Source organism: Streptomyces flavotricini, from assembly GCF_020639365.1.
GTDB classification, from domain to species: domain Bacteria; phylum Actinomycetota; class Actinomycetes; order Streptomycetales; family Streptomycetaceae; genus Streptomyces; species Streptomyces flavotricini.
In genome coordinates this window covers 7,919,443-7,942,651 of the sequence record NZ_JAINUL010000001.1, presented here as the reverse complement: position 1 = coordinate 7,942,651, position 23,209 = coordinate 7,919,443, and the positions used below count along the sequence as shown (strand labels likewise).

The following is a 23,209-nucleotide window of genomic DNA, read 5'->3' as shown; positions in this document are numbered from 1 at the left end:
AGGAGGACCCGTGGCCCAGCGCCCGGAGCGCGCCGACGCCCAGCGCAACCGAGAGGCCGTACTGGCTGCCGCCGACGCCCTCTTCGCCGCCAGCGGCAGCCCCCGTACCGTGTCGATGGACGACATCGCGGCGGCGGCGGGCGTGGGCAAGGGCACCCTCTTCCGCCGCTTCGGCGACCGCGCCGGCCTGATCGGCGCCGTGATCGCCTCCCGCCTCGAACCCCTGCACCAGGCCGTACGGGAGGCACAGGAGGCGGCGGGGTCCTCGCCGCGCCGGCGGGTGCTGACGCTCCTCGACGCCTCGCTGACCTTCAAGATCGAGAACCGGAACCTGATGGCGGCCGCGGAGGACGCCGGGCTCAGCAGCCCCTACCAGGCCGAGCACTACGGCTGGTGGCACGGGATGCTGCGCGCGGCGCTGGACCAGGTGGACGGCGTCCACGACGCGGACTTCACCGCCCACGCCCTGCTGGCCGCCATCCGCGCCGATCTCGTGGCCCACCTGATCGACGAGCAGAAGATGACCCCCGAGGGCCTGCGCTCCGCACTCGCGGCGCACGTGGACAACGTCCTGGGCCCCGGCTCCGGCACCGGCCCCGGCTCGGCACCGACCGGCACGCGCGCGCGGGCATGACGGCCCGGCGGGAAGGGACACCATGAAGCTGCGAACGCCACTGCTCCTCGCCGCGGGTGCGGCGCTGACCCTGGGGTGCCTCGCTCCTCCCGCCCAGGCCGCGCCCGGGGCGAGGGCACCCGGGGACTTCGTCGCGCTGCGCTCCGTCGATCCCTCGATCGTCCAGGACATGCGCTACGCCACGGAGGTCAACTTCACGGGACGGCGCATCGACGGCTACCGGGATCCCCTGTGCATCCTCACCAGGCCGGCCGCCGAGGCACTGCACCGGGCGCAGCAGAGGCTGCTGCGGCAGGGGTACGCGCTGAAGGTGTACGACTGCTACCGGCCGCAGCGGGCCGTCGACCACTTCTCGCGGTGGGCGAAGGACCTCGGGGACGAGCGGACGAAGGCGGAGTTCTACCCGCGGGTGGCCAAGGACCGGCTGTTCGCGGACGGCTACATCGCGCAGAAGTCGGGCCACAGCAGGGGCAGTACGGTGGATCTGACGATCGTCAGGCCGGGCTCGTCGACGGCCGCCGGCGGATCGGCGCGGCCCGCCGGCCCCTGCCATGCGCCCCAGGACGAACGGCGTCCCGACGACTCGGTGGACATGGGGACCGGGTTCGACTGCTTCGACACCCTGGCACACACCGACGACCCGCGGGTCCAGGGCGTGCAGCGGACGAACCGGCAGCTCCTGAAGGGCACCCTGGCCGCCGAGGGCTTCGTCAACCTGCCGGAGGAGTGGTGGCACTTCACGTACCGGCCGGAGGCGCATCCCGACACGTACTTCGACTTCCCCGTGGCGTACCGATCGGTGCGCGGGCGCTGACCCCGGGCGGGGCGCACCAGGTCAGACGGTTCGGGGGGCGGCCTCTTCGAGGTCGTCCACGGTGGCGGACATGACGGTCCGGATGTGTGCGGTGAGGTGTTCCGCGGGCCAGTCCCACCAGGCGATGGCGAGCAGGCGGGCGATGTCGGCGTCGTCGTAGCGGGTGCGGATGAGTCCGGCCGGGTTGCCGCCGACGATGCCGTAGTCGGGCACGTCGTCGACGACCACGGAACCGGAGGCGATGATCGCGCCGTGTCCGATGCGCACCCCGGGCATGACCATGGTGCCGTGGCCGAACCAGACGTCGTTGCCGACGACGGTGTCGCCCTTGCCCGGCAGGCCGGTGAGCAGGTCGAAGTGGTCGGCCCAGGAGCCTCCCATGATGGGGAAGGGGAACGTCGAGGGGCCGTCCATGCGGTGGTTGGCGCCGTTCATGATGAACCGCACCCCGGTGCCCAGCGCGCAGAACTTCCCGATGACCAGCTTCTCCGGCCCGTAGTGGTACAGGACGTTGCGGGTCTCGAACGCCGTCGGGTCGTCCGGGTCGTCGTAGTACGAGTACTCGCCCACCTCGATCAGCGGCGAGGTCACCAGCGGCTTCAGCAGCACCACGCGCGGCTGGTCCGGGAACGGGTGGAGGACGGTCGGGTCCGCGGGAAGACGATCCATGGCGACCACTGTCGCAGGTCGGTCCCGGGGACCCCGGTTCGGGCGCTCACGTTCGTCCGCCGTGCCCGGGTGACCCGGTGCCGGGGCAGGTGTCCGGCGGCGGGCGACGGGCTGCGGGCGCGACAGGCCGGGCAGCGCCGTGGCCCGCCGACCGGACCCCGCCGTCAGGTGGTCGGCGGGGTCCAGTCGGCGGGCAGGCCGGACTGGGCGAGGACGGTGGCCAGGCTGTAGTGGTCCTGGTCGGAGGCGATGCGGCAGTGGTGCTCATCGAGGTCGAGCACGGTGGTCATCGGCACGGCGAAGGGCTTGGGCGCGCCCTTGAGGTGGCCGGCGTAGACGGCCTGGACGGTGATCCGGTCGCCGTCGACGCGGGTGGAGCGGACGGTGACGTGGACGCCCGCGATCAGGGCGTCGGCGCGGGCCTTCCACCCCGAGATCTCCTTCCGGCCGCGGAAGGTGACCCCCACGGCTTCGTCCGTGTAGGTGCCGTCGGCGGTGAACAGGGCGCCGAGCGCCTGGGGTTCGGTGCCGTTCCAGGCGCGGGCCCAGTCGGTGACGATCCCCGGCGACGCGTGCCGGCCGCCGTCCTGGGCGGCGTAGGCGGTGGCGGCGGTGGCGGAGAGGGCCACGGCGGCGGTCAGGACGATCAGGCTGCGAATGGCTCGGTACGCCATGGTGGACGCTCCTTCGAGTGCGGGTGCGGGTGCGGGCACGGGCGCCGCAGGGGGTGGCGGCGCCCGTGGACCACAGCCTCGTACCGGACGGTGTCCACTCTCCAGGCCCCGCGGGGACGGTGACTGTCCAGCACTGCCCGCTCCTGTCCACCGGTTCCGGGCGCGGTGCGTCGCGCCGGTGCCCGGTACGGAAGGTCCGTACCGGGCACCGGGCACCGGGCGTTGTCGGCGGCGGCGGCCGCGGGCACTCCTAGCGGATGCGGGTGATCCTCGTCGTGAAGGAGGGCTCGGCCAGGGGGGTGCCGAGCGCCACGGGGACGCTCTTGGCGCCCTCCCCGGCACCGACCGTGAGGACGCCGACCTCCGTTCCCGCCTTCCCGGCGTGCGGGGTGCCGGAGGCCCCCGGCCGGAGGGTGAGCTTCAGCTGCTGCCCCGGTACGCCCATGACGTTCAGGTCCTTCGTGGCCACCACCGGGGTACGGCCGCCGAGCCCGTCGTCCACGTGGCCGACCGTCTGCCCCTTGCGGACCACCGGAGCCGAGTCGAGCGCCTGCCGCACCGCCTCGATGATCTTCCTGCTGTTGGCCAGCACGAGCTTCAGGCTGTTCTCGCCATTGAGGTCCGGGCCGTCCGCGTGCTGGTCCATGAGCGTGCCGAGGATCAGCGGGGTCTCGTCACCGACCGACTTGTACGCCGCCCACATCAGCGTGCCGCCCGCGGGGGTGCTGGACCCGGTCTTGATGCCGCGGATGCTCAGGCCGTTGGCCGAGAGCAGGGTGTTGTTGTTGATGAGCGGCGTGGACAGCCCCTTGATCTCGGCGCTCGGCAGTGCGACCACCGCACGGAACGCCTCGTCCTTCATCACGGCCTCGGCCAGCTTCAGCTGGTCGGCGGCCGTGCTGACGGTTGCGGCGTCCAGACCGCTGGGGTCCGTGTACGTGGTGTTCTCCATGCCGAGCTCCTTGGCCGCGGCGTTCATCTTCGCGACGAAGGCCGCCTCGGAGTCGGTGCCGGCGTCCCAGCGCGCCAGCAGCCGGGCCACGTTGTTGCCCGACGGGATCATGAGCATCTTCAGCATGTCCTGCTGGCTGAACTTCGTACCGGCGACGAGCCCCTCGACCCGGGACTCGTGCGCCGAGGTGCCGTCCGCCACTGCCTTGGCGTCGATCTCGATCTGGGGGCCGGCCTCGCCCTTGCGGAGCGGATGGCCCTTGAGGATCACGTAGGCCGTCATCACCTTGGCGACGCTCGCGGTGGGGACGGGCTTCTGCTCGCCGAAGCTGCCGATGTCGCCGGACCCGGGGACGCGTACGGCGCCCTGGCCCTTGGCGGGCCACGGTACGGAGAACTGCCCGGCGATGGTGTGCCCTTCGCCGGCCGCGACGAGCTGGGGGGCGGGCAGCGGGCGCAGCAGCTGCGCGCCGGTGGCCGCGCCGGCCAGGAGCAGCAGGATCGGGGTCCAGATCTTCACGCGCCGGACGGCGGTGCGGCGCGGGGTCTCGGGCGGGGGCGTGGTGTTGGTGAGCTCGGCGAGCAGGTCCAGCGGGGGCTGCGGGGGCAGCGGCACCTCGCGGGTGGGCTCGACGACGTCGGGGGGCGTGGGCCGGGCGGGCACGGGGGCCGCTGCCCGGATCGGGGTCGCGGCCGCGGGCGCGGGCGCGGCTCGGCCCGGGGCCCGGTCCTGCGGTACGACTCCCGGCCAAGGGGTCTTCGACGCCGGGGCGTCCGGGTCCTTCAGGGCGACGAACTGGCTCGTCCGCTCGGCGTCGGTCTCGTCGTCCCGGGCCCAGGACGGCAACGACCGGGCCTCCGGTCCCGCGTCCCCCTCCTCCCCGTCCCCGTCCCCGTCCTCGTCCCCGTCCCCGTCCCCGTCCGGACCGCTCTCGGCGGACTCGTCGGCGTCCTCGTCGGGCGCGTCCTCGTCGGGCGCGTCCTCGTCCTGGCCGGCGCCGTCGGCCTCGGCCGCGGGCCCGGTTACGTCCCCGCCCCCGGCCTTCGCGGCGGACTCGGGTGCGACCTCGGCGTCGGCTGCCGCCCCGGTCTCGGGTACGTCCCCGCCCTCCGCCTTATCGTCGAGCTCCGGTTCCGGTTCGACCCCGCCGTCCGCCTCCGGCTCCGCCTCGGGCACGTCCACGCCACCGGTGGTGGTCTGCGCCTCCGGCCGTGCACCGGCCGCAGGAGCGGTCCCCTCGGCCTCCGCCCCCGCCGCGGGCGCGCCCGGTACGTCCTCCTCGGATCCGGTCCCGTCTTCGGTCTCGGGCTGCGGGTCGGCTCCGCCGGCGGCCTCCGCTTCAGGCTCGGGCAGGGCACGGCCGTCGGCCTCGGCCGCGGGCCCGGTCACGTCCCCGCCCTCGGCCTCCACCCCGGGCGCAACCCCCTCACCGGCCTCAGCCTCGGGCGCGGCCCTGCCCGTGTCCTGCGCGTCGGGCCGTGCTTCGGACTGCTCTCCGGCCTCGGGAGCGGGCTCGCCCGGCTCCGGCCCGGCCTCGGGGTCCTCCTGGGCCAGCGCCTCGGAGGCGCGCCCGGCCCCGGCTTCCGCGGCGGGTTCCGCTTCCGGCTCCTGCCCGGCTTCCGACTGCGCGTCGCGGTCGGCCGACGCGGTCTCCTCGGGGCCGGTCTCCGTGACGTCGTCGGCCTCGGCCCCCACCCGCTCCGGGGCGTCCGAGCCGCCGGTTTCGGGATCCGTCTCCGCGGCCTCGACCTCGGCCTCGGTCCTCTCCGTCTCCCGGGTCTCCGGGCCGTCCGGAGACTCCGGGGAACCGCCCGCCACCGCTACCGCCTTCATTCGTGCCCCGCCTTGCCACTCACCCCCGGCCGCTGCCGGCCGGTTCTTGCCGATACGTCGAGCGCGGCTCCCGCGGGAACCTCGCCGACCGGCTAGATGTTCACCGGGACCGGTCCGTTCCTGTAACCCGATCCTGTGACAGTCCGGTCATACTCCGGCTCCGGACACGTCCCAGGCCGTCCCGGTACGACTGTGTCCGTCGCGGCGGCCCTGGTACGGGCGACGGGCGCCGACCGCGCGGGTGTCCCCGTACGGTTCACGCCGACGGCGGTGTCCCCCCGGTCGCGGCAGAGCCACCTCCCGGGCGCGGGACGTGGTCCGCGAGGGCCTCGTGGGTCAGGTGGAGGCCGGCCCGCAGTACGGCGTCGTGCCGGCCGGGGTGGGCCTCGCGGTGGGCGAGGTCGAGGGCCCGGGCCCGGTCGAGGTCCGCCGTGAACTCCTCGCCGAGCAGGGCGGCGTCCAGGGCGGCGGCGGTCGCGCGGACGAGCGGCGCGAGATCCCGCAGGGCGGGGTCGGGGGTGGGGCCTGGGGTGGTCGGCGCGCCGGACGCGGGCGGGCCGGGGGTGTCGGTGGCGGCCCGTTCGCGCAGTTCCTGGCCGAAGTACTGGAGGGTGAGGGCGGTGCGGATCCCGAGCGCCAGCCGCCCTTCGAGCCCGTCCGGCGGCAGCCCGCGCGCCCGGCGGCCCGGCAGCAGCCGTCGGGCGGCCGCCCGCCCGAACGCGTCCCGCGCGGCCTGCGGCCGCAGCCACACCCGCGCTTGCTCGGGCAGCGCCGACTCCTCCTGCTCCGCGGGCCCCGGCGCCGCCAGGCCCCGCTCCAGCCGGCCGGCGATCCCGCCGAGCAGTTCCCGTACGTCGGCCCGGTAGCCGTCGAGCCCCGCCGCGGCCGACCGGTACGGGTCCGGCGGCCACAGCAGCGGCCCGAGGAGCACGACCACGGCGATGCCGACCAGGGTCTCCTCCAGGCGCGCCAGCGGATATCCGGGAACGGCGGTCGCGTAGACCATGAGCGCCGTGATGAGGACCTGCTGGTTGGGCGCGCCGGGCCGCCCCATCAGGTACATGCCCGCGCAGCCGCAGACCAGCACGGCGGGGAAGGACCACGCCGGGTCCGCCGCCCAGTGCAGGACGACCGTGCTCAGCAGCACGCCCACGACCACCCCGGCCAGCCGCTGCCGGCCCAGACGCGGCCAGGCGTACACGTCCTCGCGCATGATCAGCACCGCCGGAAGCACGGCGGGCACCGGAAGCGTGCTCGTACCCCACCACAGGCACAGGTACCAGGACACCGCGGCGCACAGGGCCAGTCGCGCGGCGGACCGCAGCCGCACACCGGGGTGGGCAGCGTACGCGATGGCGACCGGACCGGACATGCCGGACATCGTAGGCGGTCCGCCCGACGCCTCCCGCGCGAGGACCGGCACGGATGCCCCGGGAGCCGGCGGACCTCCGCGGCGGAACTCCCGCGCCGGGTCCACCGGCTGGAGCCGCACGCGGCGGTCGCCGCCCTCACCGTCATGGCGGAGGAGTGGACGCACGAACCCCGGCCCGTCCGCGACCGACCGGACGCCGACGGACTGACGGCGGACGCCCGGACCCTGCTCGCCCGCCACGGCCCCGGCGCGCGGTTCTGGACGAACGCGGTGGCCGCCGCCGCGGACCCGGCGCCGACTCCCTCGCGACGGCCTGCGCGGACACTCGGCCCACTCGTTCCTCACCGGCGCGTACGTCAACGGCTGGACCTGTTCGGCGGACCGGGGCTGATCGCCGTCTTGGGGGACGAGGTCGGAGTGTTCTGGTCCATCGGCGCGTACTGAACCGGGCGCGCAGGGCGGACGCCCCCTAGGGGGCGCGCAGCGGTGCGGGACGCAGGTGGCCCGCGCCGCCGTACGCGCGGGCGAAGGCCTCGCCCTCCGGCCCCGGAGCGGCCAGCACGGCGACCCGTTCCCGGCGCAGCCGCAGGCCGAAGGCCGACTCCGCCGCATCGCCGCCCGGGGGCAGGTGCAGCAGGTCCAGCAGCCGGTCGGAGAACTCCTGCGTCGTCCAGGCGGCTTGGCGGCGGCGCCGGTCGTAGCCGGCCAGGGCCTCCTCGGCGCCCTCGCCGTCGTGGTGGACGGCCAGCAGGGTGTCCGCGAGGTCGGCGACGTCGGCCACGGCCAGGTTGAGCCCCTTCGCCCCCGAAGGCGTCAGCACGTGCGCCGCGTCCCCGGCCAGCAGCAGCCGGCCGGCCCGTACGTGCTCCCGGACCCGGCCGCGCAGCCGCAGCATGCCGACCTCGGTCACCGCGCCCGGCTCCGGGTCCCCCGAATCCAGCTGCAGCCGCACCGACAGCTGCTCGCGGATGCGCGACTCGGTCCAGTCCGTGAGCTCCGCCTCGGGCGGGACCTGGAGGTAGAAGCGTGCCAGGCGGGGCGTACGGGGCATCATCCCGGCGAAACCCGCCTCGTGGAGGGCGTACCGGATGCCGTCCACGGGACGGTCCACCTCGGCGAGCACCGTGAGCCAGTCGTACGGGTAACGCCGTTCGACGGCTGCGTCCGCGTCGGCGGGGAACGCCTGCGCGACCGTACTGCGCGGGCCGTCGCAGCCCACGACGTACTCGGCCTCCAGGACGTCCTGCGGGCAGCGGACGAGCGGGCGGGGTCCCGAGGTGTCCACTTCGAGGACGGGGCAGTCGAACCGCACCATGCCGCCGCTCTGTTCGAACGAGGCGATCAGATCGCGCACCAGGAACTGTTGCGGATACACCCAGTGCCCGGCTCCGCCGGAGAGGTCCCCGTACGGGACGCGGATCCGCTCCCCGAGGCACGTGAACTCGCACCAGTCGTGCCGGCCGCCCTCGGCCAGCAGCCGGTCGGCGAGCCCGTGCCCGCGCAGGTACTCGACGACCCGGTGCTCGATCAGGCCCGCCCGGGCCTGCTGCTCGACCTCCGCGCGGCTCGACCGTTCCCGGATCTCGACCGGGACGCCGGCCCTGTGCAGCACGTTGGCCAGTACCAGTCCGGCGGGTCCGGCGCCGACGATCGCCACCTGTACGTGGCGCCGGGGGGCGGTCACGACCGGCCCGCCGGGGCCAGGGGGGCGCGCAGGGTGGCGGGGACGACGTCCGGGTTGAACAGCTCCGTGACGGTGGCCAGCGGCTGCTCGCCGTGCCACAGGAGGTACGCCTTGTACGCCGCGGGCACACCTCCCCACGTGTGCAGGCCGACCTCGACTATGGTGCGGCGCCGTCCCGTTCCGGCCGCCTGGAGCATCCGGCCGATCGGCGCCGACGGGTCGATGAGGCACCGTTCGGCGGCCGCCGACAGGCCGGGCCGGGCCACGACCACGTTCCGGGAGAGTTCCGTCCCGTTCGCGGACGCCAGTACGGAGCGCCGCTCCAGCAGGACCTCCTCGGACCCGGCCTCCAGCAGCTGCGCCACGCCCGCGGGAGCCTCGGACGCGTTGACGAGGCGGTGGCTCATCCGGCGGACCGAGACGGCGGAGCCGACCCATGCCTCCAGCAGGGGCGTGGTCATCCCGTCGGTGCCGAGCAGCAGCCGCGTACAGGTGTGGGCGAACCGGTCGAGCTCCTCGCCGGTCTCCCCGGTTCCGGTGGCGGCGAAGCCGTCCGGGAGGGCTTCCGGGGACCGGGGGGATGGCAGCGTCAGCGTGGGCATGGCACCTCAGGGCAGTGGGTGAGAGGACATGGGTGTGTTGCCGATTCTGGTACGCCCGCTCCGCCCGCCGGCGCGTGCCCCCCCCTTTTCGATCACCCAACTCCCCTTGGGGCTGCGGCAATCGCTCCGCTTACGCCGGTAGGCGCGGCTCCGTTTCTGCTCGCTCCGCCCCGGGACCGGGCAAGGGCCCGGCGGTGGGATGGGGCGCCGGGGGCGGGGTGAATTCCACGGCCGTCAGGCGTTCGCGGGAAACCCGGTCGAGCAGGACCACCGAGACCGACTCGCGCACCGCGGTCGGGCCGTGCAGACGGAGGGTTTCGAGCAGCCGGCCCAGGCCCTGCCGGTGGCGTGCGAACACGCGGCGCGGGGCTCGGCGGGCCCGCGCCTCCTGCCCGGCCAGGGCCTCGGCGGCTCCGACGTCCAACAGGACGACGTGCAGCTCACGGCCGCCGCGCCCGGCCGTCCAGGACAGCCACCGCCGCATCCAGCTCCGGCTGCCGCAGTCGTGGACCAGCAGCGGTCCCCCGGAGCGGACTTCGGCGTACAGCCGGCGGAAGTGCCGGAGCCTCGCCCACGGGCGGTACACCGCGTAGGGCAGCCAGGCGGGCATCACCGCCTCGCAGGCGACGTGGGAGACCCGGGGATCGATCACGGTCGCCGCGCCCGACCAGCGGCGCAGCAGGGTGCTCTTGCCGCTGCCGGGCAGTCCGGACACCACCACCACGGCACCTGCCGGGTACGACATCAGGACGGGTCCCCCGTCCTGCCCCCGAAGGTCCACCAGCCCGCGCGGGGACACGACCGGTCCGGCCGCCCCTTCGCCGACGGCCTTCTCCTCGTCCCGCACGTCCATCGCGAACATGCCCGTCACCTCTCCCCATGTGCACCCCACGGGGAGCAATCGCCATCTGTTCTGCGCCGGCGTGGCCGCGGTCACGCCGCCCGGCGGCGGCGCCTGGCGGCGAGGACGATCGCGACGACGATGGCGATGACGAGCAGGACGACGAGCACGGTGCCGATGAGGGCGGCGGCGCCCAGCTTCTTGAAGAAGCCCTTCTTCTTGCTCTTGCTCTTGGTCTTGCCCTTGTCCTTCTTCCTGTCGCCCTGGACGAGGGTGGCGGAGCCGGCGGCCGAGTGCCGGACCTGCGCGGACGGCGCACGGGCCGGTGCCGGTGCGCCCTGGGGCGCGAGCCGCACCGCGGCCGCCGGTGCGGTCTGGGCGTGGGCCTGGGCGGCCTGGGCCTGGGCCTGGGCCTGCGGGCTCAGCAGCAGTCCCGCCAGAACGAGTGCGGGTATGGCACGGACGATCCAGCGACTGGTCACTTGCTTGTTCTCCTCTGGCCCATGTATTGCGTCACGATCATCGCAGGCCGGCCCCCCGCTCTTTACAGCGGGTTTACATCGACCCGGCGCCGAGACGAGCATCCCGCCGCGCAGGTCTCACGTCCATGCCGGCGGCGTCACCGCCTGGCAACAGCCGCGGGCCGGCTGCTGGCTCGGCGAGGGCGCCGGCGACCTGCACCTAACGGTCCGGGTTCGACACGGACTGCTCTGGCCCAGGGCCCCGATCCCGCGGTCGGAAGCGGACCGGCCGCGATGACCGCCCTGGCACGCCGCCGCTGACACCGCGCGGGAGTGTCCCGCGGCCCGGGAACGGAGGTCGGTCCCGACTCGACCGGTGAAGGCACCGCCGAGGCACCCCCTAGCGCGGGGTGGTGGTGGCGGGGTGGAACGGGGCGCCGTGGCCGGGCACGATCAGGTCGGCCGCGGCCAGGACCCGCAGGCGGGAGGCGCGGTGCACCTCGCGGTCCGGGGCCACCGGGTCGTCCGCCGGGCCGTTCGCGTGCCACCACAGGTCGCCGGCGAAGGCCACCACGCCGGAGTCCGTGCCCGCCAGCAGCGTGATGTCCTCGGCGCTGTGGCCCGGGGTGCGGATCAGCCGTAGCGAGGGGGTGAGTTCGTGGCCCTCGGCGTCGCGGTTCGTCCACTGGTCGCCCTGGTACTCCACCTTGTGGTCGTGTATCCGGGCGCGCCCGAAGAGGCCCGCGTTCATGGTGTTGTCCGGGTGGTGGTGGCTGAGCACCACGTCCGTGATGTCCTCGGGACCCAGTCCCAGCTCCGCGAGCGGGACGAGGATGTCGTCGTGGCTCGCCACCATGCCCGGGTCGAAGATCACGTGCCGTCCCGCGTCGTGCACGTAGGAGACGGTGGCGGCGACTCCGGGGCCCGTGGAGCCGACGTAGCCGGTGGTCAGGACCTTGTATGCGGCGCTGCGGCCGAGCGGTGCGTCTGTCATGGCCTCAATGCTGGCGCGCCCGGGGGGAGTTCACGAGTGGCACGGATGCCTCTGATCGCAGGATTTGTGCCAGCCCCGTGCCAGACTGCCGTCGTGCCGCCTTTCAAGACCGTTGCCGCGTACGCCCCTCCCGGCGTCGGCATGCTCGCCGTCGGCATCGTCACCGAGGTGTTCGGCCCCCACGGAGCCGCGTCGCCCGGTTTCGACTTCGCCCTGTGCGCCGAGCGGCCCGGACCGGTGCCCACGGACTGCGGGGTGCCGCTCTCCGTCGCGCACGGCCTGGACCGGTTCGCCGAAGCCGATCTGCTGATCGCGCTGCCCGGAGCGGATTTCCGGACCCCGCCCGGTCCCGCCGTGCTCGACGCGCTGAGGGCCGCGCACGGGCGCGGCGCGGTCGTCGCGGCGCACTGCGTCGGCACGTTCGCGCTCGCCGCCGCCGGACTCCTCGACGGGCGGCGGGCGACCACCCACTGGCGGTTCGCGCCGCTCCTCGCCGGCCGCCACCCGCGGGTCACCGTGGAACCCGACGCCCTCTACGTCGACGAAGGGAACATCGTCACGGGTGCGGGTGCCGCCGCGGGCTTCGACCTGTGCCTGCACCTGCTCCGGCGGGAGCACGGCGCCGCGCTGGCCAACGGCATCGCCCGGGACATGGTGCTCCCGTCCCACCGCGACGGCGGGCAGGCCCAGTACCTGGCCGCGCCCGTCCCGGAGAACGGGCGGGACGAGCGGCTCGCGGCCGTGCTGGGCTGGGCCCGCGAACACCTCCACGAGCCGCTGCCCGTCACGGAACTGGCCCGCCGCGCGATGATGAGCAGGCGCTCCTTCGCCCGCCGCTTCACCGCCGCGACCGGCACCACCCCGCACGCCTGGCTGCGCAGCCTGCGCCTGAGCCGGGCCGAGGAGCTCCTGGAGACGACGGACCTGCCGGTCGAGGAGATCGCCCGACGGGTCGGCTACGGGAGCGCCGCGGTGCTGCGCGAGCAGTTCGTACGCCGCCGCGGAGTCCCGCCCCGGGCGTACCGCCGCGCCTTCACCCGCGCGACGTAGGAACGGGCGGGCCGCTACCCGCGCTGCCCGGCCTCCAGCGCCCGCACCAGCTGCGGCAGGCCGTCGCCCGCCATGACGAGGGCCAGGTGGTCGTGGAAGTCCCGGCTGGTGACGATCAGGCCGTCGCGGACGCGCAGTACCTGGATGTTGGCGGTCTCGAAGGTCCGGCCCGTCACCCGGTGGTGAACCCGGTAGTCCCATTCGGCGACGACCACCTCCGGGTCGTCGGTCTCCCGTATCACGACGTTCGCCGGGGTCAGTTCCACGGGAGAGGCGGCGGCGACCGCCGCGAGGCGCTCCTCGAGCACCGCGCGGCCCTCGAACCGGCGCGGCCCGACCGGTTCGAAGACGGTCTCCACGACGGCGTCCTGCGCGTAGAGCTCGGCCAGCTCCGCGTACCGCCCCTGGCCGATGCGCGCCAGGAGTTCCTGGGACACCTCTCGCGGTGACAGCGTTTTGGGCATGATCAACCTCCGGCGGGATCAGCCCCTAGAATCGGACTAGCGGCTCCGTTTTCAACGATACGGACTGGACACTCCGGTTGTCCAGGTGTCGACGCCGCCACCGACGCACGGAAGGCAGAAGAGGGATGAGTGGCACTCAGGAGCGCCCGCTGCGGGCGGACGCGGCCCGGAACCGGGCCAGGGTGCTCGACGTCGCCACGGAGGTGTTCACCAGCCGCGGCGTCGGCGTGCCGACCGAGGAGATCGCCCGGGCCGCCGGCGTCGGGGTCGGCACGCTCTTCCGGCACTTCCCGACCAAGGAGGCGCTGCTCGAGGCGGTGATGGTGCGCAGGCTGGAGGAGATGGCGGCCATGACCGCGCGGCTGGCGGCGGGGGCGGATCGGGCCGAGGCCTTCTTCGCCTGCTTCCGCCTCGTCGTGGAACGCTCGTCGGGCAAGAACGAGTTCGCCCAGGCGCTCGCGGCCGCCGGTGTCGACGTGCACGCGGCGCTGCGGGCGCCGACCGAGGAGATCCAGACCCGGCTGGCCGCCCTGCTGTCCGCGGCCCAGCAGGCCGGGGCGGTCCGCCCGGAACTGTGCCTGCCGGAGCTGCTCGCCGTGCTGGTCGGCACCGGCGCGATGCTCGAACAGCTCGGGCCGGACCCGGCGCCCCGGGAGCGCATCTTCGAGGTGGTCTTCGACGGCCTCCGGCCGCGTTGATCGAATCGGCGGGCGTGCCCCGCACCGGGCGTCAGGCCGTGGCCGGGTCGGCGGTGAAGACCTGCTTGACCAGGGCGTCCAGGGCCTCGGGGAAGGTCCGGGCCGGGTCGGTCGGGGCGTCGCCGGTGGTCAGGCCCGCGGTCAGGGTCCTGCTGCCGTCGGGCGTGCTGTACATCAGGGCTCCGTAGCCGCCGGGGGCGCCGCCGTTGTGGTGGTAGACGGTGCCGCCGTGCTCCGGGCCGAGGTCCTGGACGAACAGGCCGAGGCCGTAGCCGAGTTCCCCGTACGGCTTGCGCATCTCGGCCAGCAGCGGGGCCGGCAGGAGCTTGCCGCCGTTCAGTGCGGCGAAGAAGGTGTGCAGGTCCCGGGTGGTCGTCATCGTGTCGCCGGCGGCGAACAGCATGGAGGGGTTCTGGCGGGAGACGTCGGCCACCTTCCATGCGCCGGCGTCCTGGTAGCGGTAGTAGCCGTGGGCGTGCGGCTCCGGGAGCTGCGGGTCGCTGCCGCCGAGTACGGTGTTCCGCAGTCCGAGCGGCCGCACGATGCGACGCTCCATCTCCTCGGCGTACGAGCGGCCGGCGACCCGCTCGATCAGCAGGGCCGCGAGGGTGTAGTTGGTGTTGGAGTAGCCGAAGCCCGTCCCCGGTTCGAAGCGGGCCGGCTCGGACAATGCCAGGGCCACGAGTTCCTGCGGGCGGTACGCGTGCAGCCGGTTGTCCACCCACTCCTTGCCCGTGGCGGGGATCCCCGCCACGAAGGTGCCGTCCTCGTGGTATTCGCCGGTGTAGTTGAACAGCCCGCTGGTGTGCTGGAGCAGCATCCGCACCGTGATCCGCCGGTCCAGCCCGAGTTCGGGCAGGTGGTCGGCGACCGGGACGTCCAGCCCGGTCCTCTCCTCGGCCACCAGCTGCAGCACCGCGGTCGCGGTGAACGGCTTGGCGACGCTGCCCGCCCAGAAGTGGCCGTCCGTCGGCGGCTCGGCGCCGACGCCCAGCTCGCTCACCCCGGCGCTGCCGACCCACTCGCCCCGCTCGTCGTGCACGCGCATCTGTATTCCGCCGAAGCCGGCGTCCACGAACGCCTCGATGGCCTTCCGGAGTTCCGGGCGGTCCGTCGTGGTCGTGTTCGTGTTCGTGTTCGTGGTCGGGTTGCTCATGATCGTGTGCTCCTTCGAGGGTTGTGGGGGGTCAGAGGCTGCGGGCGGTGATGTCGCCGTGGGCGGTGGTCGCCCGGATGTTCAGAGCGGCCGAGGCCCCGCCGGTGTTGTGGAGCGAGTTGGAGATCCGGCCGTAGGAAGTACCGGCGTCCAGCGACGCCGACACCCCGCGGGCCGCGCCCACCGAAATGTCACCGGACCCGGTCCGCAGCACCACCGACCCGCCCACCGCCTCGTCGACCCGCAGATCACCCTTCTGCGTACCGATCTCCGCATCACCCGCCAGACGGCCCACCCAGACGTCACCGGCCTGAACAGCCAGCCGGACAGAGGCCGTCTCATCGAGGCGCACCGCGCCCTGCGCACCCTCGAACACGACCTCGCCAAGCCGCCCCACCCCGCGGAACTCCACCGCCGCCGTCCTCGCCTCCACCCGCGAACCGGCCGGCACCCGGACCGTCACCTCGACCGACCCCGAAGCACCCAGCACCTGACGCTTCGCCGCCGCCGACGCGATCCGCAGCACACCACCGGCGAAGTCCACCGCGGTCTCCTCCGCCGCCTTCACATCACGGCCCTTCGAAACATCCACCGGCCGGACCTCGACCACGACATCCCCCCGATCCGCCGCGATCAACTGAACACGCCCCGCGGCGACGTCCAGAACGACGGCGACCGGGCCAGTGGTCTCGAACTTCTGCATGACAGTCTCCCGTTGACTCACCCGCTGTTTCCGATGAAGGAAAAGCTACGTAGCGTTTATAGAATACGCAACGTGCATGTTGCGTTTGATTGATGTTCTCGCAGGTCAGATGCTTCACATCGTTGCAACAGCTCTACTTTTAACGCAACGTCAACTTCCTCGATCGTTGCATTGGATGGAGAGTGAACGCTATGCTGGAAGCACACGAAGGAACGTGAAAGGAGATCGCGATGCCAGGAGGCAGGCTCACCCAACAGGAGCGCCAGCAGATCGCGCTGGGGGTGGCCGACGGGCTCGCCTACGCGGAGATCGCCAGACGTCTCGACCGCCCCACCTCAACGGTCACGCGCGAGGTCATGCGCAACGGCGGCCCCACCGGCTACCGCGCCGATCTGGCCCACCGCGCCACCGAGCTCCGCACCCACCGCCGCCGAAAGGCCGTGCCCCGGGGGGCGGACACGTCCGCGCACGCCCACGGTCGCGATGCCGAGGCGGTGCGCGAGTACGAGGAGGTGTTCGCCACCGTCTTCATGCAGTCGGGGCTGCCCAGGATGACGGCCCGGGTGCTGGCCGGCCTCTACACCACCGATGCCGGCAGCCTCACCGCGTCCGAACTCTCCGCGAGCCTCCAGGTCAGCCCGGCGTCGATCTCCAAGGCGATCACGTTCCTCGAAAGCCAGGGCCTCATCCGCCGGGAACGCGACGAACGCCGCCGCGAGCGCTACGTCGTCGACGACGACGTCCTGTACCAGTCGACGATGGCCAGCGCCCGCGCCACCGCCCACCTCGGCGAGGTCGCCCGCCAGGGCGTCACCGTCCTCGGCGCCGACTCCCCGGCCGCCGCCCGTCTGGAGAACATCGCCCGCTTCATCGACTTCGTCTCCGAGAGCATCGCCCGCGCCGCGGACCAGGCCCGCGAGATCCTCCACACGAAGCCCGAAACGGTGTCCGGCAGCGCCACCTGAGGCGGGGTCAGGCCGACGGGGACCCCAGGGCGGCGACCTCGCGCACGGAATCGGCGATGGCCCGGAAGTCCTTCTTCAGGATGGCGCCGTGGTTGCTGGGGACCTTCGCGCCGAGCCGGATGTTCGAGTTGCGCTCGAATACCTGGTCGAGGCCCGCGCGGATCTTCTCCTGCTCATCGCCCTTGCTCCCGAAGGACGTTCCCGAGGCGAGCACGTACCGCACCGGGACGGTGATGCCGTCCAGGACGGGGCCCAGCTCGCGCTCCCGGGAGAGCTTGCCGAGCTCGATGTTGCTGTCCGCCTGCTCCTCGGCGGACATCCGCGGGGTCAAGCCCGTCGGGCGCAGCAGCGGCGCGAGCCAGCCGATCCGCCGGAACAGCTTCCGGATCCGCACCTCCATGGCGTCGTCGAGCCAGTCGTACGGGGCCGCGCCGTCGACCAGGACCGCGCCGACGGCACGCTCCGGATTCCGCTGGGCCCAGTGCGCGCCGACGACCGCCCCGTAGGACCAGCCCACCACCAGCGCCCGGTCGACACCCCTGGCCGCGAGGACGGCGTCGACGTCGCGTACGGCGGCCTCGAAGGAGTAGTCCGCGGAACGCTTCGACTTCTTGCCGCGGGCCCGCTCGTCGTACGTGATGTGCCGTCGGCCCGGGCCCAGTTCGTCGATGACCCGCCGCCAGTACCCCTGGGTGGCGAACTGGCCGTTCAGGTAGACCACGGGGATGCCGGGACCGCCGGTGTCGGTGACGGCCAGGGCCGTGTCGTCGACCGGCACCATGCCCGTCCAGGCCTGGACGGCATCGGTCGGGGAAGTGCGGTTGTCGTTCGTCATGACGATGTTCTTCCTTTCCGAGGGTTGTGGGGGGTCAGAGGCTGCGGGCGGTGATGTCGCCGTGGGCGGTGGTCGCCCGGATGTTCAGAGCGGCCGAGGCCCCGCCGGTGTTGTGGAGCGAGTTGGAGATCCGGCCGTAGGAAGTACCGGCGTCCAGCGACGCCGACACCCCGCGGGCCGCGCCCACCGAAATGTCACCGGACCCGGTCCGCAGCACCACCGACCCGCCCACCGCCTCGTCGACCCGCAGATCACCCTTCTGCGTACCGATCTCCGCATCACCCGCCAGACGGCCCACCCAGACGTCACCGGCCTGAACAGCCAGCCGGACAGAGGCCGTCTCATCGAGGCGCACCGCGCCCTGCGCACCCTCGAACACGACCTCGCCAAGCCGCCCCACCCCGCGGAACTCCACCGCCGCCGTCCTCGCCTCCACCCGCGAACCGGCCGGCACCCGGACCGTCACCTCGACCGACCCCGAAGCACCCAGCACCTGACGCTTCGCCGCCGCCGACGCGATCCGCAGCACACCACCGGCGAAGTCCACCGCGGTCTCCTCCGCCGCCTTCACATCACGGCCCTTCGAAACATCCACCGGCCGGACCTCGACCACGACATCCCCCCGATCCGCCGCGATCAACTGAACACGCCCCGCGGCGACGTCCAGAACGACGGCGACCGGGCCAGTGGTCTCGAACTTCTGCATGACAGTCTCCCGTTGACTCACCCGCTGTTTCCGATGAAGGAAAAGCTACGTAGCGTTCAGAGAACGTGCAACGGGTTCGTTGCACGCTTGATCCATCAATGCAGGTCAGAGCATGAATTTCATTGCAATGGATGCGGAGATAACGCAACGTCAGCCAGCCAGATCGTTGCAATGGAAGAAGAGTGAACGCTCAGGCGGGGGCTGGACCCGTCAACGGACCGGTTCGGGGGTCGCCGCTTCGGTGGGCCCGGGGGCTCGGCGGGGCATCGCCGTCGTGGCGGCCGCCAGCACCGTGAAGGCCAGCATGACGGCGGCCGTGGCCAGGAAGCCCGCCGCGAGGGAGACCCCGGCGAAGTGGCCCACCAGCGGCATCAGCGCGGTGGTGGCCACGCCGATGGACAGCATCCGCAGGCTGGCCATCTTCGCCTTCTCCCCGTCGCCCGCCCGGCTCTGGAGGCTCGTCAGGAGCCAGGTGAGCGCCGAGAGGTTGGCGAAGCCGGCCGCGAGCAGGGCCGCCAGGTGGACCACCGGTGCGGCCGACAGACCGAGGGCGAGGGCCGCCGCGGCCTGGAGTGCGCACCACAGCGGCAGCAGCGCGGCCCGCTGCGTGTGCCGGGTGAAGAAGGAGGAGGCGATCATGCCGAGGGCGAAGACCGCCTCCAGCAGGGAGACGTACTGGCCGCGGCCGCCGTAGTACTCCGCGACCAGCGGGACGACGAGGGTGCTCACGCAGGACTGGAAGACGAAGTCGGCGGCGCACAGCACGATCACGCCGAGGACCGCGAGGTCGCCGCGGTAGCGGTGGAACATGGCCCGCCAGTCGTGCAGGGCCAGCGGCAGCGCCGTACGCAGCACCCCGGCGGCCGGGCCGCGCGGCTCGGGGGCCGTTGCCGGCAGGCCGCGTACGAGCGCGGCGACGGCCAGCGCCACGACGGTGTCGGCCAGCAGGGCCCCGGCCAGGGAGGTCCGGAGCAGCAGCAGGCCGAGCAGGGCCATGCCGGTCAGCGCCCCCACCTGGACGGCCACGTTGATCAGGGCGTTGAGCCTGGCCCGGCGGGCGGGCCCGACGTGCCAGGCGGTGTATTTGAACAGGGCGGCGCGCTGGACGTTGTCCACGAACGCCAGCAGCACGACGCCGGCGGCGATCAGCGCCACCGCGCCCGGCGGCCGGGTCAGCCCGGTCAGGGCGAGCCCGGCGACGGTGACGGCGCGCGCGAGGCTGCACGCGGTGTGCACCTGCCGCGAGTCGAGGGCGTCGACGAGGGGCCCGGAGAAGGGCAGGACGCAGACGGCCGCGGCGCCCTGCAGGGTCAGGGCGAGCGCGAAGGCCTGCGGGCTGCCCGTGAGCTGGTACAGGAGCTGGCCGAGGGCGAGCAGGTAGACCCCCATGCCGATGCCCAGGAGGGCGATGGAGGTCAGCAGGGTGGGGACGGTGCGGTCCCGGACGGGGCCCGGGGCGCGGTCGCCCGGCATCAGGCTTCCACCCGGCGGTCCACGACGGGGCGGATCTTGCCGCTGGCCGGGTTGCGGGCGAGGGCGCCCGGAGCGTGGCATTCGACGCGGAAGTCGGCGGGGCCCGCGGGGGCGGCGCCGTCTTCGTAGATCCGGCTGCCGGCGAGGAGCGGGAAGCGGTCGGCCAGGTGGGCGCGCAGCTCTTCGGGGCGCAGCGGGCGGGGGGACTCGGTGCGGACGGTGAGGGTGTCGCGGCCGTCCTGCGAGGTGATCTCGGCCTGGAGCTCGGAGACCCCGAACCCGGATACGGCGTCGAGGAGTTCGGCGTGCAGCAGGGCGGCGCCCATGAGGCGGACGACGCCGTCGGAGCGCCCGTGGTACTCCAGGGTGCGGCCGGAGATCCCGCAGGGGCAGTCGTGGTGGACGAAGCGGCCGCGGTCGCCGATGCGGTAGCGGATCAGCGGGCCCTCGCCCTTCTGGAACGTGGTGGTCAGCAGCTCCCCCGCGGTGCCGTCGGGGACGGGGCTGCCGTGGTCGTCGACGACCTCGAGGTAGTTGTAGTCGTCGTTGACGTGGTGGAGCATCCCGTCGAGGGCGGCGCACTGGTAGCCGAGCTGGGCCCCGTCGTTGGCGGCGAGGACGCTGGAGACGATGCGCGTGCCGAGGTGCTCGCGCAGCCAGGCGCGGTCGGCGCGGCCCATGGCCGTGCCGAGGTAGAGGACCTTCTCGACGCGCAGGAGGGGGTCCCGCCGGTACGCCTCGCGCAGCAGCGGGACGATCATGGTCGGTACGCCGATGACGGCGTTGGCGCCGAAGCTGCGGGCCAGCATCAGGAGGGACTCGGGTGTGGCGGCCTGGGCGGTGGTGCAGCATTCGAGCGGCATCCGGCTGAACTCGGTGACCGTCGTGGTCAGTCCGCCGTAGAGGTCGCCGCCGAAGAGGGTGTTGACCAGGCGGTCGCCCGGTTCCAGTCCCATGGCGTAGAAGAGCGGGACGGCCTCGCGGACCATGTTGTCCCAGTCGGTGCGGGCGTAGACGATGTAGCGCGGCGTGCCGGTGGTGGAGCCGCTGCGCAGCACCTCGCCGGTGGGGCGGGCGCCGCTGGCGAAGCCGCGGCCGGCGGGCAGCGAGTGCGCGGCGAGGGCCGCCTTGTCGAGCACGGGAAGGCCGGGCAGGTCGTCCAGGGTGCGTACGGGGGGCAGGTCCCGGTAGTACGGGGACCTGCGGGCGCGGGCCGCGGTGTGGCGCAGCCGGGCATCGAGGCGGCCGGTGCGGCGGGGGTCCTCGGCGGCCCGGGCGGCGGCCAGGGTGGTGCCGTGGAGGCGCGTGCGCCGGCTGAGGGCCGCGGTCCAGGCGGCGCGGCAGTCGCTGCGCAGCACCCCGGTGGTGAACGCGTCCTGCCCGGGCAGCTCCCGCCCGGCCCGGAACCGCGTCACCAGCGGCTCGGGCCCGGCGCTGCCGGGGGTGGCGTAGAGCGCGGGGTCCCAGCCGGGGCTTCCGTACGGGGCCGCGTCCCCGGCGGGAGCCGCGTGCCGAGCCGTGCTCCGGGCCGGGGTCCGGGCGGCTGCGTCGTACGGGGCCCCGGCCCGCGCGGCGAGGGGCAGCAGGTCGGGTACGCGCAGCGGGGTGCCGTACGCGGCCGCGGGGGTGTCCCGGGGGACGGCGCGGGCGGTGGGCAGCGGCAGGCCGGGGCAGTGGAGGAGGGCGGTGAGCGCCTGCCAGAAGCCGGGGTCGGCGGTGCGCACGGTGACGTGGTTGCCGGTGGCCCAGGCGAGCAGGAGGCCGCGCAGGGTGGTGCCGGGGCGGTCGTCGTCGAGGACGAGGGCGCCGACGGGGCGCAGCTCGTCCACGTCGTTGGTGTCGGTGAGCGGCTGCCAGGGGTACTGGGCGAGGCCGCCGAGGAGCTCGTCGAGCCCGTCGGCGAACTCCTCGCCGGCCCCGAAGAGCGGTCGCAGGGCGGCCAGTCGGTGCGCGTCGAGCAGCTCGTCGAGCCCGGACCCGGGCCGGTCGGCCTCCTCCATCGCGAGCAGCAGGTCGGTCGGGTAGTACCGCACCACCCGCCCGGCTCGGGGCGCGGCGGCGGCCGCCGAGGGCGCGGGCGCCGGTGCGGAGGGCGGCACGGGCGCCGGTGCGGAGGGCAGCGCGGGCGCCGGTGCGGAGGCCGCAGTGGGGGCCGCCGGGGTGGCCGGTCGCGCGGGGGCGGGGGCGGTCATGCGGCTTCCTCGCAGGGGATGGCGGCGGCTTCGGCGCAGGCGTGGAGGTAGGCGCGCAGGGCCGCCGGGTCGGGGTGGGAGGCTTCGACCGCCAGCGGGACGAGCCACTCCTGGTAGGTGATGTGACGGGCTGCCGGGGTGCCGGGCGGGAGGATGTGGATCCGGTCGGCGCACGGGTGGTCCATCAGGTGCGCGGGGAGTGCCGCGGTGTGCGGGCGGTCGGCGGGCAGATGGTGTCCGGGGACGACGAGCCAGCCGTGGTAGCGGCCGCTGGGGGTGTCCGGGACGGGCCTCGGCAGGCCGAGCCGCAGGGCGATCTCGTGCGAGGGCAGGTGGACTCCGGTGTGCCGCAGGTGGGCGTCGACCACCCCGGCGCCACCCATCCGGTTGGCCACCTCCAGGAAGACGAGCTCGTTCCCCGCGGTCTCGAAGAACTCGAGGTGGACCGTGCCCCAGTCGATGCCGAGCGCGGCGACGGTGCGGCGGGCGAGGTCCTCGTACCGCTCGTCGGGCGGCAGTTGGTGGGAGCCGAGCGGGATGCCCGCGGCGTAGTCGGCGGGCTTGCCCACGTACCGGCTGGTGACGCTGTGGACGAGTACCCCGCCTTGGACGAGGCCGTCCGTGTGCAGGATGTCGCCGTCGACGTACTCCTCCAGCTCGTACGCCTGCGGCTCGGCCAGCGCGCGGTGCGCGGCCAGGGCGCGGCGGGCACTGGGGAAGACGGAGACGCCCTCGCTGCACGTACCGCGGCGCGGTTTGAGGACGGTGGCCCCGGACCAGGGCAGCAGGGCATCGCGCGCCGGCGCGGCCGAGAAGCGGGGGGTGCGGATGCCGGAGCCGGCGAGCGCCTGCTTCATGCGGACCTTGTCGTGGGAGAGTTCGGCCTGCTCGGGGGTGGGTCCCGGCAGGCCGAGGTGGCCGCGGACCCGGCAGACGGCGAGGACGCCGAACTCGGAGAGGGACAGCACCGCTTCGTAGCCGTCGGCGGGTGAGGTGCGCGCGATGACGCCCGCCGCGAAGTCCTCGTCGGCCGGGACGGGCAGCCGCCGGGCTGGCAGCGCCTCGGGCAGGTCGGCCAGCCGGTCGGCGTGTCCCGCGTAGGTCACGTCGTGGCGCCGGTGGTCGATGGCCCGGTCGTAGCCGGCCTTGCGGTACGGCAGCTGGTGAAGGACGAGGATCTTCATGCCTGACGCTCCAAGGTGACTGCCGTCCGCGGCGCGGGGGCGGCGGGAAAAACCCTTGTTCAGCCGCCGGGGCCCGGTCAACGCGGGGCGTGCGGGAATGACGATGCGGGCCATCGCCTCCTTCGATCGCCCGTCCGGCCGGCGGTCTGCCCGGCGGGGCCCGCCCCGATCCGAAGGACACGGCCCGGCACCTGACCTCGGAACATCGAATTGTTCGATGCCGGCGATAGCGGTTCTCCATCGGCGGCGCGTT

23 protein-coding genes are annotated in these 23,209 nt (G+C 73.8%); 6 read left to right on the top strand and 17 right to left on the bottom strand.

What is annotated here, in order from left to right; all coding sequences use genetic code 11:
• Nucleotides 1-10 precede the first annotated feature (10 nt).
• Nucleotides 11-634 carry a TetR/AcrR family transcriptional regulator gene (locus K7B10_RS36320; RefSeq protein ID WP_229343328.1) on the top strand — a complete coding sequence of 208 codons (624 nt, stop codon included), beginning with the start codon at nucleotides 11-13 and terminating at the stop codon, nucleotides 632-634.
• A gap of 22 nt (nucleotides 635-656) precedes the next feature.
• On the top strand, nucleotides 657-1,448 hold the full coding sequence (locus K7B10_RS36315; protein WP_229343327.1) for a M15 family metallopeptidase: 792 nt from the start codon (nucleotides 657-659) through the stop codon (nucleotides 1,446-1,448).
• A 21-nt stretch (nucleotides 1,449-1,469) separates the two neighbouring features.
• Here K7B10_RS36315 and K7B10_RS36310 read toward each other — a convergent pair whose 3' ends face one another.
• The 4 genes from K7B10_RS36310 to K7B10_RS36295 all read right to left on the bottom strand — a co-directional run bounded on the left by K7B10_RS36310 (nucleotide 1,470) and on the right by K7B10_RS36295 (nucleotide 6,948).
• Complete coding sequence (locus tag K7B10_RS36310) at nucleotides 1,470-2,117, bottom strand: CatB-related O-acetyltransferase (protein ID WP_229343325.1); 648 nt, start codon at nucleotides 2,115-2,117, stop codon at nucleotides 1,470-1,472.
• Nucleotides 2,118-2,281: 164 nt separating this feature from the next.
• The gene (locus K7B10_RS36305; protein WP_229343323.1) at nucleotides 2,282-2,791 is read right to left on the bottom strand and encodes a nuclear transport factor 2 family protein; all 510 of its coding nucleotides are present in this window, start codon (nucleotides 2,789-2,791) and stop codon (nucleotides 2,282-2,284) included.
• Between the two features lie 250 nt (nucleotides 2,792-3,041).
• On the bottom strand, nucleotides 3,042-5,576 hold the full coding sequence (locus K7B10_RS36300; protein ID WP_229343321.1) for a D-alanyl-D-alanine carboxypeptidase: 2,535 nt from the start codon (nucleotides 5,574-5,576) through the stop codon (nucleotides 3,042-3,044).
• A gap of 256 nt (nucleotides 5,577-5,832) precedes the next feature.
• Complete coding sequence (locus K7B10_RS36295; RefSeq protein ID WP_229343319.1) at nucleotides 5,833-6,948, bottom strand: FUSC family protein; 1,116 nt, start codon at nucleotides 6,946-6,948, stop codon at nucleotides 5,833-5,835.
• A gap of 144 nt (nucleotides 6,949-7,092) precedes the next feature.
• Here K7B10_RS36295 and K7B10_RS36290 point away from each other — a divergent pair, with 144 nt between their 5' ends.
• Nucleotides 7,093-7,392 carry a hypothetical protein gene (locus K7B10_RS36290; protein WP_229343316.1) on the top strand — a complete coding sequence of 100 codons (300 nt, stop codon included), beginning with the start codon at nucleotides 7,093-7,095 and terminating at the stop codon, nucleotides 7,390-7,392.
• Between the two features lie 25 nt (nucleotides 7,393-7,417).
• Here the strand turns inward: K7B10_RS36290 and K7B10_RS36285 are convergent, their stop codons facing one another.
• The 5 genes from K7B10_RS36285 to K7B10_RS36265 form a co-directional block, all read right to left on the bottom strand.
• Nucleotides 7,418-8,632: an FAD-dependent monooxygenase gene (locus K7B10_RS36285; protein WP_229343314.1), complete on the bottom strand. Its 1,215-nt coding sequence runs from the start codon at nucleotides 8,630-8,632 to the stop codon at nucleotides 7,418-7,420.
• Nucleotides 8,629-9,234, bottom strand: a complete 606-nt coding sequence (locus tag K7B10_RS36280) for a chorismate pyruvate-lyase family protein (RefSeq protein WP_229343312.1) — start codon at nucleotides 9,232-9,234, stop codon at nucleotides 8,629-8,631. The genes K7B10_RS36285 and K7B10_RS36280 overlap by 4 nt, the downstream gene beginning before the upstream one ends.
• Before the next feature lie 130 nt (nucleotides 9,235-9,364).
• A complete protein-coding gene (locus tag K7B10_RS36275) occupies nucleotides 9,365-10,096 on the bottom strand; it encodes an AAA family ATPase (protein WP_229343310.1) in 732 nt (243 codons plus the stop codon).
• 71 nt (nucleotides 10,097-10,167) lie between these two features.
• The gene (locus tag K7B10_RS36270) at nucleotides 10,168-10,557 is read right to left on the bottom strand and encodes a hypothetical protein (RefSeq protein WP_229343308.1); all 390 of its coding nucleotides are present in this window, start codon (nucleotides 10,555-10,557) and stop codon (nucleotides 10,168-10,170) included.
• A 379-nt stretch (nucleotides 10,558-10,936) separates the two neighbouring features.
• Nucleotides 10,937-11,530 (bottom strand): MBL fold metallo-hydrolase, encoded by a 594-nt coding sequence (locus K7B10_RS36265; protein WP_229343307.1) that lies wholly within the window; start codon nucleotides 11,528-11,530, stop codon nucleotides 10,937-10,939.
• 141 nt (nucleotides 11,531-11,671) lie between these two features.
• Between K7B10_RS36265 and K7B10_RS36260 the strand changes: the two genes are divergently transcribed.
• A complete protein-coding gene (locus tag K7B10_RS36260; protein ID WP_229345687.1) occupies nucleotides 11,672-12,580 on the top strand; it encodes a GlxA family transcriptional regulator in 909 nt (302 codons plus the stop codon).
• Between the two features lie 14 nt (nucleotides 12,581-12,594).
• Here the strand turns inward: K7B10_RS36260 and K7B10_RS36255 are convergent, their stop codons facing one another.
• Entirely contained in the window at nucleotides 12,595-13,044 is a 450-nt protein-coding gene (locus K7B10_RS36255) for a nuclear transport factor 2 family protein (RefSeq protein WP_229343304.1), read from the bottom strand.
• A 125-nt stretch (nucleotides 13,045-13,169) separates the two neighbouring features.
• On the opposite strand from K7B10_RS36255, the gene K7B10_RS36250 reads away from it, so the two are divergent.
• Nucleotides 13,170-13,742, top strand: a complete 573-nt coding sequence (locus K7B10_RS36250; protein ID WP_229343302.1) for a TetR/AcrR family transcriptional regulator — start codon at nucleotides 13,170-13,172, stop codon at nucleotides 13,740-13,742.
• A 31-nt stretch (nucleotides 13,743-13,773) separates the two neighbouring features.
• Here K7B10_RS36250 and K7B10_RS36245 read toward each other — a convergent pair whose 3' ends face one another.
• Nucleotides 13,774-14,898: a serine hydrolase domain-containing protein gene (locus K7B10_RS36245; protein ID WP_229343300.1), complete on the bottom strand. Its 1,125-nt coding sequence runs from the start codon at nucleotides 14,896-14,898 to the stop codon at nucleotides 13,774-13,776.
• A gap of 31 nt (nucleotides 14,899-14,929) precedes the next feature.
• Nucleotides 14,930-15,601, bottom strand: coding sequence for a DUF4097 family beta strand repeat-containing protein (locus K7B10_RS36240; RefSeq protein ID WP_229343294.1), 672 nt, complete (start codon nucleotides 15,599-15,601; stop codon nucleotides 14,930-14,932).
• Between the two features lie 230 nt (nucleotides 15,602-15,831).
• On the opposite strand from K7B10_RS36240, the gene K7B10_RS36235 reads away from it, so the two are divergent.
• A complete protein-coding gene (locus K7B10_RS36235) occupies nucleotides 15,832-16,566 on the top strand; it encodes a GbsR/MarR family transcriptional regulator (RefSeq protein WP_229343298.1) in 735 nt (244 codons plus the stop codon).
• Nucleotides 16,567-16,573: 7 nt separating this feature from the next.
• Here the strand turns inward: K7B10_RS36235 and K7B10_RS36230 are convergent, their stop codons facing one another.
• From K7B10_RS36230 to K7B10_RS36210, 5 genes are all read right to left on the bottom strand, one after another.
• Complete coding sequence (locus K7B10_RS36230; RefSeq protein WP_229343296.1) at nucleotides 16,574-17,401, bottom strand: alpha/beta hydrolase; 828 nt, start codon at nucleotides 17,399-17,401, stop codon at nucleotides 16,574-16,576.
• Between the two features lie 34 nt (nucleotides 17,402-17,435).
• Nucleotides 17,436-18,107 (bottom strand): DUF4097 family beta strand repeat-containing protein, encoded by a 672-nt coding sequence (locus K7B10_RS36225; RefSeq protein WP_229343294.1) that lies wholly within the window; start codon nucleotides 18,105-18,107, stop codon nucleotides 17,436-17,438.
• A 210-nt stretch (nucleotides 18,108-18,317) separates the two neighbouring features.
• A complete protein-coding gene (locus K7B10_RS36220) occupies nucleotides 18,318-19,580 on the bottom strand; it encodes an MFS transporter (protein WP_229343292.1) in 1,263 nt (420 codons plus the stop codon).
• Nucleotides 19,580-21,772, bottom strand: coding sequence for a phenylacetate--CoA ligase family protein (locus K7B10_RS36215; protein WP_229343290.1), 2,193 nt, complete (start codon nucleotides 21,770-21,772; stop codon nucleotides 19,580-19,582). Before K7B10_RS36215 ends, K7B10_RS36220 begins: the two co-directional genes overlap by 1 nt.
• Nucleotides 21,769-22,956, bottom strand: a complete 1,188-nt coding sequence (locus tag K7B10_RS36210; protein ID WP_229343288.1) for an ATP-grasp domain-containing protein — start codon at nucleotides 22,954-22,956, stop codon at nucleotides 21,769-21,771. The genes K7B10_RS36215 and K7B10_RS36210 overlap by 4 nt, the downstream gene beginning before the upstream one ends.
• Nucleotides 22,957-23,209 lie beyond the last annotated feature (253 nt).